Genomic DNA, 17,943 nt, shown 5'->3' on the forward strand with positions numbered 1-17,943 from the left:
TCGATCGAGGGGGCCTTCTGGGTAACTGGAGGGGACGACGGGAATCGAACCCGCGTAATCAGTTTGGAAGACTGAGGCTTTACCATTAAGCTACGTCCCCGAAGGAAGATCCGTCTTGGCGGAAACTTCGGGCTGGCTGTCCAAGCCGGATACAACTAAACCTAATCCATGGCCTACGTGTCAAATGTGCAATCGCGACGCGTATCACCGTAGACTTGCCTGTGCACTAACGGGGTGTAGCTCAGCTTGGCTAGAGCGCCTGCTTTGGGAGCAGGAAGTCGCAGGTTCAAATCCTGTCACCCCGACTCTGCGGCCCGGACCCTTCGGTTCCGGACATATTGCGTTTGCAGAACCCCATCCCACAACCCAGGAGTACTTAGACCGTGAAGAGCGCTGTCGAGAACCTCACCCCCACGCGGGTCAAGCTCAATGTTGAGGTCCCCTTTGAGGAACTGAAGCCCAGCATCGACTCGGCCTACAAGACTGTTGCTTCGCAGATCCAGGTTCCCGGGTTCCGCAAGGGCAAGGTCCCCGCCAAGCTCATCGACCAGCGCGTCGGCCGCGGCTACGTCCTGGAGACCGCCATCAACGACGGCCTCAACGGCTGGTACCAGGCTGCCGTGCAGGAATCCGGCATCCGCCCGCTGAGCCGTCCCGAGGTGGAGATCACCGAGGTTCCGGACCCCTCCGCCACCGACGGCGGCCTGAAGTTCGCCGCCGAGGTGGACGTCCGCCCCGAGATCGAACTTCCGGACTACGCCGGCATCGAGGTCCAGGTGGCCGCCGCCGAGTCCTCCGAGGCCGACGTCGACAAGGCCCTGGACGAACTGCGTGGCCGCTTCGGCACCCTGAAGTCCGTTGACCGCCCGGCTGCCGAAGGTGATTTCCTCACCATCGACATCACCGCCAGCATCGACGGCGAAGAAGTTGACTCGGCCTCCGGCCTCTCCTACCAGGTGGGCGCAGGCACCATGCTCGAAGGCATGGACGAAGCCGTCACCGGCCTCAGCGCCGACGAGGACGCCATCTTCGACACCACCCTCGTAGGTGGCGAGCACGCCGGCGAAGCCGCGCAGGTCAAGGTCGTCGTGAAGGCCGTCAAGGAACGCGAACTGCCCGAAGCGAACGATGACTTCGCCCAGCTGGCCTCCGAGTTCGACACGATCGCCGAACTCCGCGAAGACCTGGCCAAGCAGGCAGCCAGCTCCAAGATCGTTGAGCAGGGCGTTGAAGCCCGCGACAAGGTCCTGGACAAGCTCGTCGAGCTGGTTGAGGTGCCCGTTCCGGACTCCGTCGTCGAAGAGCAGCTCGAAGCCCACTTCCAGGAGGGCAACGGCCACGGCGAGGGCGAGCACGACACCGAAGAGCACCGCGAAGAGGTCCGTGCCAACACGGCCCGCGCCTTCCAGAACGAAATCATCCTCGACGCCATCGCGGAGAAGGAAGAAGTCAACGTCAGCCAGAACGAGCTGATCGACTACATCGTCAGCACGGCCAGCCAGTACGGCATGGACCCGAACCAGTTCGCCCAGATCATCGACCAGAGCGGCCAGGTCCCCATGATGGTGTCCGAGGTCCGCCGCCGCAAGGCCCTGGCAGTCGTGCTGGGCCAGGCCACGGTGACCGACTCCGAGGGCAACGCCGTTGACCTCAGCGACTTCGTCCGCCCCGCCGGTGAAGAAGGTCCGGCTGCAGAGGCTCCCGAAGCTGTCGAGGCTGAGGCCGAAGCTGCCGAGGCCGAGGACACTGCAGCAGCCAAGGCCTAGTCCTTACCACGCCAGAGCAACGGCCCCCGGATCCCCGTGATCCGGGGGCCGTTGCCGTTTGGCGGGGCCTGGCGGCGCGGGGTCTGATCATCGTGCGCCGTCAGCGAACAGCCGCTGGGACGCGAACAAAATGTCGGTGAAACCGGTTAGTGTCCAAGTAGTGATTTTCAGTGATGTCACCGTCACCAGCGAGAGGTAAGTAAACATGTCACAGCACCAGGAGGCCCCCCGGATGGCGACTGTCGATCCTGCAGCCCAGGACAACTACATTTACAACCGCCTCCTCAAGGAGCGGATCATCTGGCTCGGCTCGGAGGTGCGGGACGACAACGCCAACGCGATCTGCTCACAGCTGCTGCTCCTCTCTGCCGAGAACCCGGAAAAGGACATCTACCTCTACATCAACTCTCCCGGCGGCTCGGTCACGGCCGGCATGGCGATCTACGACACCATGCAGTTCATCCCCAATGACGTCGTGACCGTTGCTACCGGCCTGGCCGCATCCATGGGCCAGTTCCTGCTGTCTTCCGGCACCAAGGGCAAGCGCTACGCCACCCCCAACGCCCGCGTCCTGATGCACCAGCCCTCGGGCGGCATCGGCGGTACCGCCTCCGACATCAAGATCCAGGCGGAGCTCATCCTGCACATGAAAAAGGTCATGGCGGAGCTGACGGCAGAGCAGACCGGACAGACCGTGGAGACCATCCTCAAGGACAACGACCGCGACAAGTGGTTCACGGCCACCGAGGCCCTTGAATACGGCTTCTTCGACAAGATCGCCGCGCACGCCGGCTCCGTGTCGGGCGGCGGCGGAACCTCCAACGGGTCCTCCGGCGAATCAGCGTCCCAGAACTAACCGGCAACCAGAACCCTTTCGATCAGGAGCAAACACAATGAACTACAACTTCGGGTGGTCCGCCGGCAATCTTCCATCCAGCCGCTACGTCCTGCCGCAGTTCGAGGAGCGCACGCCCTACGGCTTCAAGCGCCAGGACCCGTACACCAAGCTCTTCGAGGACCGCATCATCTTCCTCGGCGTGCAGGTGGACGACGCCTCAGCCGACGACATCATGGCCCAGCTGCTGGTCCTCGAGTCCACCGACCCGGACCGGGACATCACGCTGTACATCAACTCCCCGGGCGGTTCGTTCACCGCGATGACCGCGATCTACGACACCATGCAGTACATCCGGCCCGAAATCCAGACAGTCTGCCTGGGCCAGGCCGCCAGCGCCGCTGCAGTGCTGCTGGCCGCGGGTACTCCGGGCAAACGCCTCGCCCTCCCCAACGCCCGTGTCCTGATCCACCAGCCGGCTCTCTCCGGCGGCCAGGGCGGCCAGGCCTCCGACCTGGAGATCCAGGCCGCCGAGGTCATGCGGATGCGTTCCTGGCTCGAGGACACGCTGGCCCAGCACTCCGGGCGCACGTCGGAGCAGGTCAACAACGACATCGAGCGTGACAAGATCCTCACCGCGGACGAGGCCCAGGCCTATGGCCTTATCGACCAGGTCCTGGATTCACGGAAGATCAAGCCCCAGGCAATCACGAGGTAGCAGTACGGAAAGCCGGTGCGGCCCAGTTCATTTGGCCGCACCGGCCTTTTCTTTCCACCCTTGGGAGCGAATGTGACCTAGAGTGGAAGATGTCACAAACCGGTCCCGCTGGCCGGCAACGATTTCAGCAACGGTGCAAGGCTGCATGGCAGCAGGATACTAAGGGGTTCACATATGGCTCGGATTGGCGAGAGCACGGATCTGCTGAAGTGCTCTTTCTGCGGAAAGAGCCAGAAGCAGGTGCGCAAGCTCATTGCCGGGCCGGGAGTCTACATCTGCGATGAATGCATCGAGCTGTGCAACGAAATCATCGAAGAGGAACTCGCGGAAGTAGCTGACCTCGGAAGCTTCGAACTTCCCAAGCCCCGCGAAATCTTCGACTTCCTGCAGGAATACGTCATCGGCCAGGAACCCGCCAAGCGGTCCCTCGCCGTCGCCGTCTATAACCATTACAAGCGCATCCAGGCCGGCCATGCACCGAAGTCCGGCAGCCTGGGCGACGGCGGCCACCACGACGACGTCGAGATCGCCAAGTCGAACATCCTCCTGATCGGCCCCACCGGGTGCGGCAAGACCTACCTCGCCCAGACCCTCGCCCGGCGCCTCAACGTTCCGTTCGCCGTGGCTGATGCCACTGCCCTGACCGAGGCCGGCTATGTGGGCGAGGATGTGGAGAACATCCTGCTCAAGCTCATCCAGGCCGCGGACTACGACGTCAAGAAGGCCGAGCAGGGCATCATCTACATTGACGAGATCGACAAGATCTCCCGGAAGAGCGAGAACCCTTCCATCACCAGGGACGTCTCAGGCGAGGGCGTCCAGCAGGCCCTCCTGAAAATCCTGGAAGGCACGGTTGCGTCGGTTCCGCCGCAGGGGGGCAGGAAACACCCGCACCAGGAATTTATCCAGATCGACACCACGAACGTCCTGTTCATCGTCGCAGGCGCCTTTGCCGGGCTCGAGGAAATCATCGGCTCCCGCTCGGGCCGCAAGGGCATCGGCTTCGGTGCCCCGCTCAACGAGGCCAGCAAGAAGGTGGACTCCTACGGCGAGGTCATGCCGGAGGACCTGCTCAAGTTCGGCCTGATCCCCGAATTTATCGGCCGGCTCCCCGTGATCACCACCGTGTCGAACCTGGACCGTGACGCACTGATCCAGATCCTCTCCACGCCCAAGAACGCGCTGGTCAAGCAGTACCAGAAGATGTTCCAGATCGACGGCGTCGAGCTGGTGTTCGATCCCGCCGCCCTTGATGCCATTGCCGACCAAGCCCTCGAACGGGGCACCGGTGCCCGTGGTCTCCGTGCCATCCTTGAGGAAGTCCTGCTTCCCGTCATGTTCGATTTGCCGAGCCGCGAGGATGTAGCCAGCGTGGTCATCACCGAGGACGTTGTGCTCCGAGGTGCCGAACCCACCATGATCCCGCACGAGACCAAGCGCCGTAAGTCGGCCTGACCGGCGTCGCTGCCCGCAGCGGCTGCCGTCGCCCCCCGCAGCGGCTGCCCGGTCCCGGCGGCCTGACATCGCGCTGCCCGCCCACCAGGACCGCCCCCATGAGGGCGGCCACCATCAGAGGAGGACCTCCATGACCGCACCTGCCGGAAACAAGGCCGATTTTTGGTTCGACCCCCTGTGCCCCTTTGCCTGGATCACCTCCCGCTGGATCGGCGAGGTGGAATCCGTCCGCGACATCGAGACGGAGTGGCACGTCATGAGCCTGGCCGTCCTCAATGAGGGGCGCGACCTGGACCCTGACTACCGGAAGTCCATGGATGACGCCTGGGGCATGGTCCGCGTGATCATCGCTGCACAGCAGGAGCACAGCAACCAAACCGTCAAGGCTCTCTACGACGCCATGGGGACCCTGATCCATGACGGGGGCGAAAAGGACCGCTCCCTGGTGATTACCAAGGCGCTTGCGGAGTGCGGCCTGCCGGCATCACTCGCCGAGGCAGCCGCCACGGACGCGTATGACGACAAGCTTCGCGCCAGCCACGGGGAAGGCATCTCCCTGGTCGGCCAGGATGTTGGAACGCCTGTGGTGGCCTTCAACGGAACAGCGTTCTTCGGGCCCGTCCTCACCCGCATTCCCCGCGGCGAGGAGGCCGGAAGGCTGTGGGACGCGACCACCGCCATTGCGGCCTACCCGCACTTTTTCGAGCTGAAGAGGAGCCGCACAGAGCGCCCGGAATTCGGGTGAGCAGCCGCGCTGCGGCTGCCGGAAGCACACCAAGGGCCCCGGGGGAACTACGCGTTTGTAGTTTCCCCGGGGCCCTTGCGCGTGCCGCGGGGCAGGGCCAGAATGGTTCTTACCCACTTCGAAAGAAGCGGGACGCAGGAACCAAAGATTCAGTGATATGTAGTTTGACGCAGCCATCGGCAAAGTTGAATGCAAGCTACCAGTGACGGGGTAGTAAGACCTGAAAATCAGCGGATCCTGCCAGACCATCAGAGCACGTCACCGGATGGCCGAAAAGTCGAAGCCCCACCAACGGCAAAACGCTGATGGGGCTTCCCCTTTGCCCTGATCCCACATGCCCGGGGCTCCCACATGCTTGGGGGCCCTCCGGCATCAGGGCTTCGCCGGTATCAGGCCTTCGCCGGCTCGTCGCTCGGGGCCAGGGCGACGTCGGTCACGGCCAGGTCGCCGTCGCCAACCACCAGGGTGATGTCCCTGGCGTTGGAGGCTGCCTTCAGGTCGGCCAGCCCGGCCTGCAGCTGGGCGGTAAGCCCCTCCGGTGCGGTGATGGTGGCGGACAACACTTCGGTGCGCTGCTTGACCTTGGCCTCGGACTTGGCCTTGCGGACACCGCTGAGCGCAACGCCCACCGTCGCGAGCATGGTGGTGTCCCCGCCGGGAATCGCCAGCGCAGCCGGCCATGCGGCACGGTGCACGGAGCCAGTCCGCCACCAGCTCCAGACTTCTTCGGTGGCGAAGGGCAGGAACGGGGCGAAGAGCCGCAGCAAGGTGTCCAGGGTGGTCGCCAGGGCAGCCAGCACGGATGCCTGCTCCGCTTCGCCGGCGGCGCCGTAGGCACGGTCCTTGATCAGCTCAACGTAGTCGTCAGTGAACTGCCAGAAGAAGGTTTCCGTGAGCTGCAGGGCGCGGGCGTAGTCGTAGTTGTCGAACGCCTTGGTGGACTGTGCCACGACGTCGGCCAACTGCGCCAGCAGCGCACGGTCCAAGGGGTTGGTCAGGACGGAAAGATCACCGGAAAGCACTGAGTTCTCGGTGGCACCGAGGTTCAGCACGAACTTGGACGCGTTCAGCAGCTTGATGGCCAAGCGGCGGCCGATCTTCATCTGGGCGATCTCGTAGGCGGTGTCGGCACCAAGCCGTGCCGAGGCGGCCCAGTAGCGGACCGCGTCCGAACCGAACTCGTTCAGCACATCCGTGGGGACCACCACGTTGCCCTTGGACTTGGACATCTTCTTCCGGTCCGGGTCCAGGATCCAGCCCGAGATGGCAGCGTGCTTCCAGGGAGCGCAGTCCTGCAGGGCATCGGCACGTACCGCGGACGAGAACAGCCAGGTGCGGATGATGTCATGGCCCTGGGGTCGGAGGTCGAACGGGAAGACCTTGCCGAACAGGTCCTCGTCCCGGCTCCAGCCGCCGACGATCTGCGGGGTCAGTGAGGACGTTGCCCAGGTATCCAGGACGTCGGCGTCACCTGTGAAGCCGTTGGGCTGGTCCCGCTGGGTTTCGTCGAAGCCCGGGGCGGCATCCGCCGCGGGGTCCACGGGCAGCAGTTCGTCGGAAGGCAGGATGGGGTTGTCGTAGTCCGGGTTTCCCTGCGCATCGAGCGGGTACCAGACGGGGATGGGCACGCCGAAGAACCGCTGGCGGGAGACCAGCCAGTCACCGTTCAGGCCGGCGATCCAGTTCTCGTAGCGGGAGCGCATGAACGACGGGTGGAAGTCGATCTCCTTGCCGCGGCCGATGAGGCGTTCGCGGCGGTCCTCGTCGCGGCCGCCGTTGCGGATGTACCACTGGCGGGACGTGACCACTTCCAGGGGCTTGTCGCCCTTTTCGAAGAAGTTGACCGGGTGGGTGATCTTCTTCGGTTCGCCGTCCAGCAGGTCCGCTTCCTTGAGCAGCTCCACCACGGCCTCTTTCGCCGAGAAAGCCGTCTTGCCGGCAATTGCGGCGTACGCTTCCTTGCCTGCCGCGGTGGTGATCCACTCCGGGGTCTCGGCGATGATGCGGCCGTCGCGGCCCATGATGGCCCGGGTGGGCAGCTGGAGTTCCCGCCACCAGGTGACGTCGGTCAGGTCACCGAAGGTACAGACCATCGCGATGCCGGAGCCCTTATCGGCCTTGGCCAGCGGGTGGGCCTTGACCTCCAGCTCGACGTCGAACAGCGGGGACCGCACGGTCTTGCCGAACAGCGGCTGGTACCGCTCGTCGTCGGGGTTTGCCACCAGCGCGGCACACGCGGCCAGCAGTTCCGGACGCGTGGTCTCGATAAAGACCTTGTCGCCTTCTTCGGTGAAGAAGGGGTACCGGTAGTACGCGCCGGGCACTTCGCGGTCCTCCAGCTCGGCCTGCGCAACCGCCGTGCGGAAGGTGACGTCCCACAGCGTGGGTGCCTCGGCCATGTACGCGTCGCCGGCGGCCAGGTTGGCCAGGAAGGCACGCTGGGACACCGCGCGGGAAGTGTCATCAATGGTGCGGTAGGTCAGGTCCCAGTCCACGGACAGGCCCAGGGTCTGGAACAGGTTCTCGAAGACCTTTTCGTCCTCGACAGCGAGTTCCTCGCACAGCTCAATGAAGTTCTGGCGGGAAACGACGTCGAAGTCACGCTGGTTCTTGGCCGGCTGGGCCGGCGGCCGGTAGTCGGCGTTGTAGGGGATGGCGGGATCGCAGCGGACACCGTAGTAGTTCTGGACACGACGCTCCGTCGGCAGGCCGTTGTCGTCCCAGCCCATGGGGTAGAAGACGTTCTTGCCGGTCATGCGCATGTAGCGCGCCTGGACGTCCGTCTGGGTGAAGGAAAACATGTGCCCCACATGCAGCGACCCCGATGCGGTGGGCGGGGGAGTGTCGATCGAGTAGACCTGCTCCCGGGTGGTGTCGGGGTTGAACTTGTAGGTTCCCTCGGCCAGCCAGCGCTGGGTGAGCGATGTCTCGAGGCCTTCGAGGGCCGGCTTGTCCGGAACGTTGATGGGGGCGGTGGTGGGCGTGTCTGTACCCTGCGTGTCTTCAGCCATTGGGTAATTCTTTCATGTCCGCTTCCGTCCCGCCGAACCAGCGCCCGGGAGGGGCTGGGGACGGGTAGCATGCGCCCATGGGAGAGTTGCGGGGAACCTTTGCCGTCAAGCGCATCTACGAGCCGCCGGAGGACGACGACGGCTGCCGGGTGCTGGTGGACCGGCTCTGGCCGCGGGGCCTCACGAAGGCCGGCGCCGCCGTCGACCTGTGGCTGAAGGACGTGGCGCCTTCCACCGGGCTCCGCAAGGAGTTCAACCACCGGCCCGAACGTTTTGCCGATTTCAGCGAACGCTACACGCAGGAACTGGACTCCAATCCCGCCGTGGAAACCCTGTTGGAACTCGCCGCCGGCCATCGGCGTGTGACCCTGCTGTACGCAGCCCGGGACACGGAGGCCAACCACGCGCGTGTCCTGCTCGACTACGTCCGGGGACGCCGCGCCGGCTGACACCGTTAGGGTGGTGCCATGACTGAGGACTTGCAGAACAAGGCAGCACTGGTGACCGGGGCGAGCAGCGGAATCGGGGAGGCAACGGTCCGCGCGCTGCGCGCCGGCGGATGGACGGTGTTCGCCGTGGCGCGCCGGGCTGAACGCCTCGCTGCGCTCGAAAGCGGGACGGGCGCCGTCGCCATTCCTGCCGACATTGCAGAGGACGACGACGTGTCCCGGCTCCTTGCCCAGGTCACCGCGGCGGGTGGGATTGACACGCTCATCAACATCGCCGGCGGTGCCCGCGGTGCCGACAAGGTGGGAGACGCCAGCACGGAGGACTGGGAGTGGATGTACCGCGTCAACGTCCTGGGCACCATGAAGCTGACCCGCGCCTTCCTGCCCATGCTGCGGGCCAACGGCAAGGGGACGGTGCTCAACCTCACCTCCACTGCCGGCCTGGACGCCTACGAAGGCGGCGGCGGCTACAACGCAGCCAAGTTCGCCCAGCACGCCATGACCAACGCGCTCCGCCTGGAGGAGGCGGAGAACAACATCCGCGTCATTGAGGTGGCGCCGGGCCTGGTCCAGACCGAGGAGTTCGCCCTCAACCGGCTGGGCAATGCGCAGGCCGCGGAGAAGGTCTACCAGGGCGTGGCGGAGCCGCTGACGGCGGAGGACGTGGCAGACGTGGTCCGCTACGCTGTCACCGCGCCCCACCACGTCAACCTGGACCAGATCGTGATCCGGCCCGTGGCGCAGGCCGCCACCCACAAGCTCATCAGGAAGGGCTAGGGGACGTGGATCTGCAAGGCGGCCACCACGGCTGCGTGGTCGGTGCCTTCGATCCGGTGCACTGAGTATCCGGAGCTGCTGATGTCGGGGCTGGTGACCAGATGGTCGAGGGCTATGCCCGGCAGCCGGTAGTCCCGCATCGGCCAGGTGGGCACCAGTCTGCTGCCCTGCGAGGCCGCCACGTCCACGAGGGCGCGGCGGCCGCCGGTCCCCGCCAGGAGTGCCCGGAACTCCCGGTGGTCGTACGTCGCGTTGAAGTCCCCGGCCAGCAACAGCGGCCCGGAGCCATTGTCTGCCCCGGCCACCGAATCGAGGTCGCTGCGCCATTGGTCCACGGCGTCGCCGGCAGGCGCCAGGGCGTGCACGGCAACGACACGCAGTGCCGCGCCATTGCCGTCGCCGAGGTCGAGGCGGGCAACAGGCATGCTGAAGCGGGTGTCCGGGATGACGCCTGACGCCGTGAGGTTGCGCGCGGAGTAGATGGCGCTGCCGCCGGCGCCGTCCCGGGCATGGGAAATCCGGTAGGGCAGCAGCGCATCCAGTCCCGCCGCCGTGAGCCTGCCTTCCAGTTCCGGCGTGAACTCCTCCACCGCCAGCAGTTCCACATGCCGGCCGCGGACAAGCGCCACGATCCCGTCGGCATCCGCCCGGCCCACCTCGGCATTGATGGTCATGGCAACCAGGCTGACCGGCGTGCCGGCTGCTTCAGCGGCCGGTTCCCTGGCGTCCAGCGGGAAAAGCCAGAACACCTGGCATCCCAGCAGCACGGCCGCGAGGACCTGCTGCGGGCGGCTCCGCCCCAGGAACGCCAGGAGCGTTGCCGCGGCGGCGGGCGCGGCCAGCCACGGCGTAAAGGCCACCAGTTGCACGGCAAGGACGGGCCACTCCACAGGCAGGGCACGGAACGTGGACACCAGGGCAACCGGAGCGGCGACGGGAACGAACAGCCACCTGCAGATCCGGGCAGTGCGCCGCCCCGTCCCGGGTGCCGCGGAAGCTGCCATGAATCGAGTCTAGGCAAGGGGCCGCCTGAATGGCACTGGCGCTGCCGCAATAGTAGACTCGGGAGTGGCTATGACCCGGCTATCACCGGTGAGCTTCCGGAAGAACGCGCCACCCCGCCCGCAGGGCAGGGGGCGTCAGTAGAACCGGACGGGTAAGCCCGTTACAGCAGTAATGAGAGGCCGGGGCAGCGCCCGTTCCTAACGGAACACGCAGCGCCGGTAAGTGAGGTGGTACCGCGGTGAGCGTGCAGTCCAGGGACGGCACGGACGCCGTCCTCGCATCCTGAACGGAATCTTCGGCCCCTGCCGGAGGCTCACCACGCTCAACCCAGGATGTCGAAAATGACGTTTTACCCCAAGGCCTCAGCCTCCACCAGCGGCAGTGCAGGCGTTTCCGCCTCCGTGAAGTTTCCGGAGATCGAAGAGCGCATCCTGAAGTACTGGGACCAGGACGGCACTTTCCAGGCCAGTATCGACCAGCGCAGCGCCGACGTCCCCGGCGGGGAGCCGGGCAGCAACGAGTTCGTGTTCTACGACGGCCCCCCCTTCGCCAACGGCCTGCCGCACTACGGCCACCTGCTCACCGGCTACGCCAAGGACCTCGTGGGGCGCTACCAGACCCAGCGCGGCAAGCGTGTCGAGCGCCGCTTCGGCTGGGACACCCACGGCCTGCCCGCCGAGCTCGAAGCCATGAAGCAGCTGGGCATGACGGACAAGACCCAGATCGAAGCCATGGGCATCGACAAGTTCAACGACGCCTGCCGCGCATCCGTTATGAAGTACGCCGACGAATGGCGCAGTTACGTTACCCGCCAGGCCCGCTGGGTGGACTTCGACAACGACTACAAGACGCTCAACGTCGAGTACATGGAATCGGTCCTCTGGGCGTTCAAGCAGCTCCACGACAAGGGCCTGACGTACAACGGCTACCGCGTCCTGCCCTACTGCTGGAAGGACGAGACGCCGCTGTCCAACCATGAGCTGCGCATGGACGACGACGTCTACAAGAACCGCCAGGACCAAACCGTCACGGTGACGTTCCCCATCCTGGCGGGGGAGTCGGAACTGTCGACGCAGCTGGCAGGGGTGCAGGCGCTTGCCTGGACCACCACCCCCTGGACGCTGCCCACCAACGCCGCGCTCGCCGTCGGGCCTTCCATCACGTATGCCGTGCTGCCCGCCGGGCCCAACGGCATCAAGGCGGCTTCGGCCGACGCCCCTGTGACGGGCAGCTTCCTGCTCGCCGCCGACCTGGTAGCGGGCTACGCCAAGGACCTCGGGTACGACAGCTTCGAGGAAGCTGAAGCCGCCGTCGTATCCACCCACACCGGCGCTGAACTGGAGGGCCTGGAGTACCAGCGGCTCTGGGACGACTTCGCCGACAACGAGAAGTACGGCATGGAGAACGCCTGGCGGTTCGTGGTTGCCGACTACGTCACCACCACCGACGGCACCGGCATTGTGCACCAGGCACCCGCCTACGGTGAGGATGACCAGAAGGTCTGCGAGGAGGCCGGCATCCCCGTGGTGCTGTCCGTGGACGAGGGCGCCAAGTTCCTGCCCCTGTTCAAGCACGGCGACCTGCACGACATCGCCGGCCTGCAGGTGTTTGAGGCCAACAAGCCCATCACCCAGGTGCTCCGCGCCCAGGGCCGCCTGGTCCGCCAGGCCAGCTACGAGCACAGCTACCCGCACTGCTGGCGCTGCCGCAATCCGCTGATCTACCGCGCTGTCTCCTCCTGGTATGTGGAGGTCACCAAGTTCAAGGACCGCATGTCCGAGCTGAACCAGGAGATCAACTGGATCCCCGGCAACGTCAAGGACGGCCAGTTCGGCAAGTGGCTCGAGAACGCCCGCGACTGGTCCATCAGCCGCAACCGCTTCTGGGGCAGCCCCATCCCGGTGTGGCAGTCCAGCGATCCCGAGTACCCCCGCACCGACGTGTACGGCTCCCTCGCGGAGATCGAGGCCGACTTCGGCCGGCTGCCCCTGAACAAGGACGGCCAGGTGGACCTGCACCGCCCGTTCATCGACGAGCTCACCCGGCCCAACCCCGACGATCCGCGGACCCCCGAAGAGGGCCAGTCCGTGATGCGCCGGGTGGAGGACGTCCTGGACGTCTGGTTCGACTCCGGCTCCATGCCCTACGGCCAGGTGCACTACCCGTTCGAGAACGAGGCGTGGTTCAACACCCACAACCCGGCCGACTTCATCGTGGAGTACATCGGCCAGACCCGCGGCTGGTTCTACATGCTGCACATCCTGTCCACCGCGCTGTTCGACCGGCCCGCGTTCCGGAACGTGATCAGCCACGGCATCGTGCTGGGCTCCGACGGGCAGAAGATGTCCAAGAGCCTGCGCAACTACCCGGACGTCTCCGAGGTCTTGGACCGCGACGGGTCCGACGCGATGCGCTGGTTCCTGATGTCCAGCCCCATCCTGCGCGGCGGCAACCTGATCGTCACCGAACAGGGCATCCGCGACGGCGTCCGCCAAGTGATCCTGCCGCTCTGGAACGTGTACAGCTTCTTCACGCTGTACACGAACGCCGCAAACAGCGGTTCGGGTTATGACGCGAAACTGCGCTACGACGGCTACAGGGACACCCTGGACCAGTACCTGCTCGCCAACACCGGCGAGCTGGTCCGCGACATGACCGCGCAACTGGATACCTATGACATCTCCGGCGCCTGCGACTCCCTTCGCAGCTACCTGGACATGCTCACCAACTGGTACGTCCGCCGCAGCCGCCAGCGTTTCTTCGACGAAGACCAGGACGCGTTCGACGCGCTGTTCACCGCGCTTGAGGCGGTCACCCGCGCCTCGGCCTCGCTGCTGCCTTTGGTGACCGAGGAGATCTGGCGCGGGCTGACCGGCGGCCGCTCCGTCCACCTTGCCGACTGGCCGGACGTGGACCTCTTCCCGGCGAACCCCTCCCTGGTCGAAGCCATGGACCGGGTGCAGCAGATCTGCTCCACCGGCTCGTCGCTGCGGAAGGCAGCCAACCTGCGTGTCCGCCTGCCCCTGCAGGAACTCACCGTGGTGGCACCCGGTGCCGGTGCGCTGGAAGGCTTCGCCGCCGTCGTCGCCGATGAACTCAACCTCCGCAGCGTGCGCCTGCTGGACGCCGAAAGCGCCTCACCCGGGGAGTTCGGCATCCAGCAGAAGCTGGTGGTCAACGCGCGCGCCGCCGGACCCCGGCTGGGCAAGAACGTGCAGGTTGCCATCAAGGGGTCCAAGTCCGGTGACTGGAGCGTGGACGACGCCGGCGTGGTCACCGCCGGGGGACTGCAGCTGGAGCCCCAGGAGTACACCCTGGAGACCGTCGTGGCTGATTCCGACGGCGGGGAAGGGGCATCGAAGGCCGTGGCAGTTCTGCCAGGCGGCGGCTTCGTTGTGCTCAACACCGAGGTCACGCCGGAGCTTGAGGCCGAAGGCCTGGCGCGCGACATGGTCCGTGCCATCCAGCAGGCCCGCAAGGATGCCGGGCTCAACGTGAGCGACCGGATCCGTACCACCGTGACCGCACCCCGGAACGTGGTGGACGCGCTGCTGGCCAACGCTGAACTGGTCAAGGGCGAGACGCTGACTGTCGACCTGGCCGCTGAGCCTGCCGATGTGTCCGAGCCCGCCGTCGTGGTCGAAAAAGTGGAGGCCTAGGACATGACCGACGAATTTTCCGTGGAAAGCGTCTACGCCGAGCTCCTGGGCCGGGCGCCGGAGAACAAGATGGAGCCGCGGCTGGCCCCGCTGTTCCGTGCAATGGACGTGCTCGGCGAGCCGAACAAGGCGTACCCGATCATCCACGTGACCGGAACCAACGGCAAGACGTCCACGGCGCGCATGATCGAATCGGTCCTGCGCGCCCAGGGCCTGAGCACCGGACGCTACACCAGCCCCCACCTGTCCAGGGTCACCGAGCGGATCAGCATTGACGGCCACCCGGTCTCCGACGAGACCTTCGTCCGGATCTGGGACGAGATCAGGCCGTACCTGCAGATCGTGGACGCCGAACTGGAGGCGGAGGGACAGCCCCGCCTGACGTACTTCGAATGCCTCACCATCCTGGGCTTCGCCATCTTCGCGGACCAGCCCGTCAACGTGGCCATCATCGAGGTGGGCCTGGGCGGTATCACCGATGCCACCAACGTCGGGGACGGACAGGTATCGGTGATTACCCCGATCTCGCTGGACCACACGGACCTGCTTGGGGACACCACCGCGGACATCGCCCACGAGAAGGCAGGCATCATCAAGCCCGGCGGCTACCTCATCAGTGCCGCCCAGCCGGTGGACGCGGCGCAGGTGCTGCTGGAGAAAGCCAGGGAGGTGGGGGTTCCCTTCCGCTTCGAAGGAGTGGAGTTCGGCGTCGAATCCCGGGCCGTGGCCGTGGGCGGCCAGATGGTCACCATCCAGGGGATCGCCGGGCGCTACCCGGACCTGCTGGTGCCGCTGCACGGTGCCCACCAGGCGCAGAACGCCGCTGTGGCGGTGGCTGCGCTGGAAGCCTTCTTCGGCGGTGACAAGGAACTGCCGTTCGACGTCCTGCAGGAAGGCTTCGCCGCGGTGACGTCCCCCGGGCGGCTGGAAGTGGTCCGGACCGCGCCCACCATCATCGTGGATGCTGCGCACAACCCCGGCGGCATCCAGGCTTCCGCCGCCGCCCTGCAGGAGGCGTTCACCTTCACCAAGCTCGTTCCCGTGGTGGGCGTCCTCAAGGAGAAGGATGCCGAGGAGATCCTCCGCCAGCTCAAGGAATCCCTGGGCGGCGTTGCCGAGGAGTACTGCTTCACGCAGTCCAACTCGCCCCGTGCCGTCCCGGCCGGGGAGCTGGCCGAGCTCGCGATCGACCTGGGCTTCGGCGAAGACAACGTCCACATCGCCGAAAAGCTTGACGATGCACTGGAATGGGCTGTGGAGCGCGCCGAGGCGAACGAGGACCTGTCCGGCGGAGTGCTGGTCACGGGCTCCATCACGCTTGTTGCCGAAGCGCGCATCCTCCTCGGAAAGACGGAGGCCTAGCCCGTGGCACGACTCACCAAAGCCCAGCGCGAATGGCGCCCGGGCATGCCAAAGAAGCGCCGCTCCACCAAGGTCATGTTCGCCTCCACGGTGCTGCTGCTGGAAGCGTTCGTGATGTTCTTCGCAACCCTGGTGGTCTTCGGCCTGCGCCGCGGGGAGTTCCCGCCCGCCCTGATCCTCGGCGTGGGCATAGCCCTCAGCGTGGTGATGGTCCTGGCCTGCGCGGTCCTGAACAAACCGTGGGGCCTGGCGTTGGGCTGGATCCTGCAGGTTGTCCTGGTCCTCACGGGCGTCTTCGAGCCGGCCATGTTCCTGGTGGGCGCGTTGTTCGCGCTGGCCTGGTGGTACGGAATCCGCACCGGCATCCGGCTGGACCGCGAAGCAGCCCAGCGCGAACGCGAACAGGCCGCATGGGAAGCAGCCCACCCGGACCAGGCGGCCGGGCCCCAGCCGCAGTCTCCCTAGGCCAGTCCCCGTAGACTTATCCCAAACCCCCACCAACGCATTGGAGCAGTTGTGACTACTGAGCGCACCCTCGTCCTGATCAAGCCCGACGGCGTCGCCCGCAACCTCACCGGCGCCATCCTGGCCCGGATCGAAGCCAAGGGCTACAGCCTTGCCGAACTGAAAAAGGTTGATGCCACCCGCGAGCTGTTGGAGCAGCACTACGAAGAACACGTAGGCAAGCCGTTCTACGAGCCGCTGGTGGAGTTCATGCTCAGCGGACCGGTGGTTGCGGCCATCTTTGAAGGCCACCGCGTCATTGAGGGCTTCCGGTCCCTGGCCGGCACCACCGATCCCACGACGGCGGCTCCCGGAACCATCCGCGGTGACTTCGGCCGCGACTGGGGCCTGAAGGTGCAGCAGAACCTGGTGCACGGGTCCGACTCCACCGATTCCGCCGAGCGCGAGATCAAGATCTGGTTCAAGTAACCCGTCTCCGCCCCGCGTCTTTGGGTGCGGGGTGATGGATAAGGCCAATGTTCGTCGTGAACATTGGCCTTATCCATTATCTGGCAGGAGCGGAAACTATTTGGCCCGGCGCGGAAACGCCTAGAAGCCGGAGGTCCCCACGAAGACCTGGATGAAGGCGAAGAAGATGGTGGCGATGACGGCCACGTAGAGCAGCGCCGTAATGATCCAGCCGGAATCGGACAGGACGCGGGCCGCGCCCGTCGGCATGGGGATGACGCCGGCGGAAATGTTCCTGATGGTGGTCCAGACGAAAAGCGGGATCATGGCCGCCCACACGATCATGCAGAACGGGCACAGGATGTGGATGGCGTAGAGGGCCTGGGACCACAGCCACACCACGAAGGCGAAGCCAAGCGTGACGCCTGCCTGCAGTCCCAGCCAGTACCAGCGGGCGAAGGTGGCACCGGACAACAGCGCCATGCCCACGGTGATGGTGATGGCGAAGGCCACGATGCCGATAAACATGTTGGGGAAGCCGAACAACGAGCTCTGCCAGGTCTGCATCACCTGCCCGCAGGAAATCCACGGGTTCACATCGCACACGGTGGTGTGGTTGGGGTCCTTGAGCACTTCGAGCTTTTCCAGGACCAGGGTTCCGGAGGCAAGCCAGCCCACCACGCCGGTAACGACCAACAGCCAGCCGAACGGGCGGTTCCGGGTCATGGCCGGGGCGGTCCGTGCAGCACTGCTGACGGAATTGGCGGCGCGTTCCTGCGCCTGGCTGCCGCTGACGGGGGAGATGCTGGGCATGGGTGTGGCGTCCTTTTCGTCCGGTGCTCCTGTGCCTGATTGTAACGCCGGTGGCTGGAGGCCTTTCCCAGCTGGCGGAGCAGGCTCACAGCTTCCGCCGTGATTTAGCCCGGGTATGAGAGAATGAACGTGGCTGGAAGCCGATCCACATTCGGACTCCGGTCCGGTGGTTTGTTCCCAAGACCGCCAATGATGAGCAGGGCAGGCTTCGGAAGCTTCCGACAACTCCCGCGACTCCATTGCGCGGCACCTGGTTGTGGCACGTAGAACAACGGGTTTTCGAAACAATCACCGGCTCCTACGGGCTGCCGCACCCTCCATGCCGGTGCGAACCTGGGAGTATCCACTTGACTTCTGTCAACGCCTGCGGGTTTTGACAATATGTGCCCCAATGGGTGCCGGATGTGGCGGTACGTCAGGGGCAGGAGTGTTGCCA

Annotated in this window: 14 protein-coding genes and 2 tRNA genes; 12 read left to right on the plus strand and 4 right to left on the minus strand. The window is 65.6% G+C overall.

Annotation, left to right across the window (positions count from 1 at the left end):
- Positions 1 to 26: 26 nt before the first annotated feature.
- Positions 27 to 100 (minus strand) — tRNA-Gly (locus tag K4G53_RS11400).
- A gap of 130 nt (positions 101 to 230) precedes the next feature.
- On the opposite strand from K4G53_RS11400, the gene K4G53_RS11405 reads away from it, so the two are divergent.
- From K4G53_RS11405 to K4G53_RS11430, 6 genes are all read left to right on the plus strand, one after another.
- A tRNA-Pro gene (locus tag K4G53_RS11405) sits at positions 231 to 305 on the plus strand.
- Between the two features lie 78 nt (positions 306 to 383).
- Positions 384 to 1,766 carry a trigger factor gene (tig, locus tag K4G53_RS11410; protein WP_221385827.1) on the plus strand — a complete coding sequence of 461 codons (1,383 nt, stop codon included), beginning with the start codon at positions 384 to 386 and terminating at the stop codon, positions 1,764 to 1,766.
- Between the two features lie 232 nt (positions 1,767 to 1,998).
- On the plus strand, positions 1,999 to 2,622 hold the full coding sequence (locus K4G53_RS11415) for an ATP-dependent Clp protease proteolytic subunit (RefSeq protein WP_018761581.1): 624 nt from the start codon (positions 1,999 to 2,001) through the stop codon (positions 2,620 to 2,622).
- 37 nt (positions 2,623 to 2,659) lie between these two features.
- Positions 2,660 to 3,319, plus strand: coding sequence for an ATP-dependent Clp protease proteolytic subunit (locus K4G53_RS11420; RefSeq protein ID WP_138606612.1), 660 nt, complete (start codon positions 2,660 to 2,662; stop codon positions 3,317 to 3,319).
- A gap of 174 nt (positions 3,320 to 3,493) precedes the next feature.
- Positions 3,494 to 4,774 carry an ATP-dependent Clp protease ATP-binding subunit ClpX gene (clpX, locus tag K4G53_RS11425; RefSeq protein WP_221385828.1) on the plus strand — a complete coding sequence of 427 codons (1,281 nt, stop codon included), beginning with the start codon at positions 3,494 to 3,496 and terminating at the stop codon, positions 4,772 to 4,774.
- Positions 4,775 to 4,904: 130 nt separating this feature from the next.
- Positions 4,905 to 5,519, plus strand: coding sequence for a DsbA family protein (locus K4G53_RS11430; RefSeq protein ID WP_221385829.1), 615 nt, complete (start codon positions 4,905 to 4,907; stop codon positions 5,517 to 5,519).
- A gap of 389 nt (positions 5,520 to 5,908) precedes the next feature.
- On the opposite strand, the gene valS is transcribed toward K4G53_RS11430, so the two are convergent.
- Positions 5,909 to 8,530, minus strand: coding sequence for a valine--tRNA ligase (gene valS, locus K4G53_RS11435; RefSeq protein WP_221385830.1), 2,622 nt, complete (start codon positions 8,528 to 8,530; stop codon positions 5,909 to 5,911).
- Positions 8,531 to 8,607: 77 nt separating this feature from the next.
- Between valS and K4G53_RS11440 the strand changes: the two genes are divergently transcribed.
- Positions 8,608 to 8,979 (plus strand): DUF488 domain-containing protein, encoded by a 372-nt coding sequence (locus K4G53_RS11440; protein WP_221385831.1) that lies wholly within the window; start codon positions 8,608 to 8,610, stop codon positions 8,977 to 8,979.
- Positions 8,980 to 8,997: 18 nt separating this feature from the next.
- Positions 8,998 to 9,756 (plus strand): SDR family oxidoreductase, encoded by a 759-nt coding sequence (locus K4G53_RS11445; protein ID WP_221385832.1) that lies wholly within the window; start codon positions 8,998 to 9,000, stop codon positions 9,754 to 9,756.
- Here the strand turns inward: K4G53_RS11445 and K4G53_RS11450 are convergent.
- A complete protein-coding gene (locus K4G53_RS11450) occupies positions 9,753 to 10,760 on the minus strand; it encodes an endonuclease/exonuclease/phosphatase family protein (RefSeq protein WP_221385833.1) in 1,008 nt (335 codons plus the stop codon). The genes K4G53_RS11445 and K4G53_RS11450 overlap by 4 nt on opposite strands.
- A 342-nt stretch (positions 10,761 to 11,102) precedes the next feature.
- Between K4G53_RS11450 and ileS the strand changes: the two genes are divergently transcribed.
- From ileS to ndk, 4 genes are read left to right on the plus strand one after another with little or no spacing between them, the layout of a single operon-like run.
- The gene (gene ileS, locus K4G53_RS11455) at positions 11,103 to 14,420 is read left to right on the plus strand and encodes an isoleucine--tRNA ligase (protein WP_221385834.1); all 3,318 of its coding nucleotides are present in this window, start codon (positions 11,103 to 11,105) and stop codon (positions 14,418 to 14,420) included.
- A gap of 3 nt (positions 14,421 to 14,423) precedes the next feature.
- Positions 14,424 to 15,782 (plus strand): folylpolyglutamate synthase/dihydrofolate synthase family protein, encoded by a 1,359-nt coding sequence (locus K4G53_RS11460; RefSeq protein ID WP_221385835.1) that lies wholly within the window; start codon positions 14,424 to 14,426, stop codon positions 15,780 to 15,782.
- A gap of 3 nt (positions 15,783 to 15,785) precedes the next feature.
- Positions 15,786 to 16,247, plus strand: a complete 462-nt coding sequence (locus tag K4G53_RS11465) for a DUF4233 domain-containing protein (protein WP_221385836.1) — start codon at positions 15,786 to 15,788, stop codon at positions 16,245 to 16,247.
- Between the two features lie 51 nt (positions 16,248 to 16,298).
- The gene (ndk, locus tag K4G53_RS11470; protein WP_221385837.1) at positions 16,299 to 16,715 is read left to right on the plus strand and encodes a nucleoside-diphosphate kinase; all 417 of its coding nucleotides are present in this window, start codon (positions 16,299 to 16,301) and stop codon (positions 16,713 to 16,715) included.
- Between the two features lie 120 nt (positions 16,716 to 16,835).
- On the opposite strand, the gene K4G53_RS11475 is transcribed toward ndk, so the two are convergent.
- A complete protein-coding gene (locus K4G53_RS11475; protein WP_221385838.1) occupies positions 16,836 to 17,507 on the minus strand; it encodes a vitamin K epoxide reductase family protein in 672 nt (223 codons plus the stop codon).
- Between the last annotated feature and the right edge of the window lie 436 nt (positions 17,508 to 17,943).

This window comes from Arthrobacter sp. MAHUQ-56 (assembly GCF_019710585.1).
Lineage (GTDB): Bacteria > Actinomycetota > Actinomycetes > Actinomycetales > Micrococcaceae > Arthrobacter.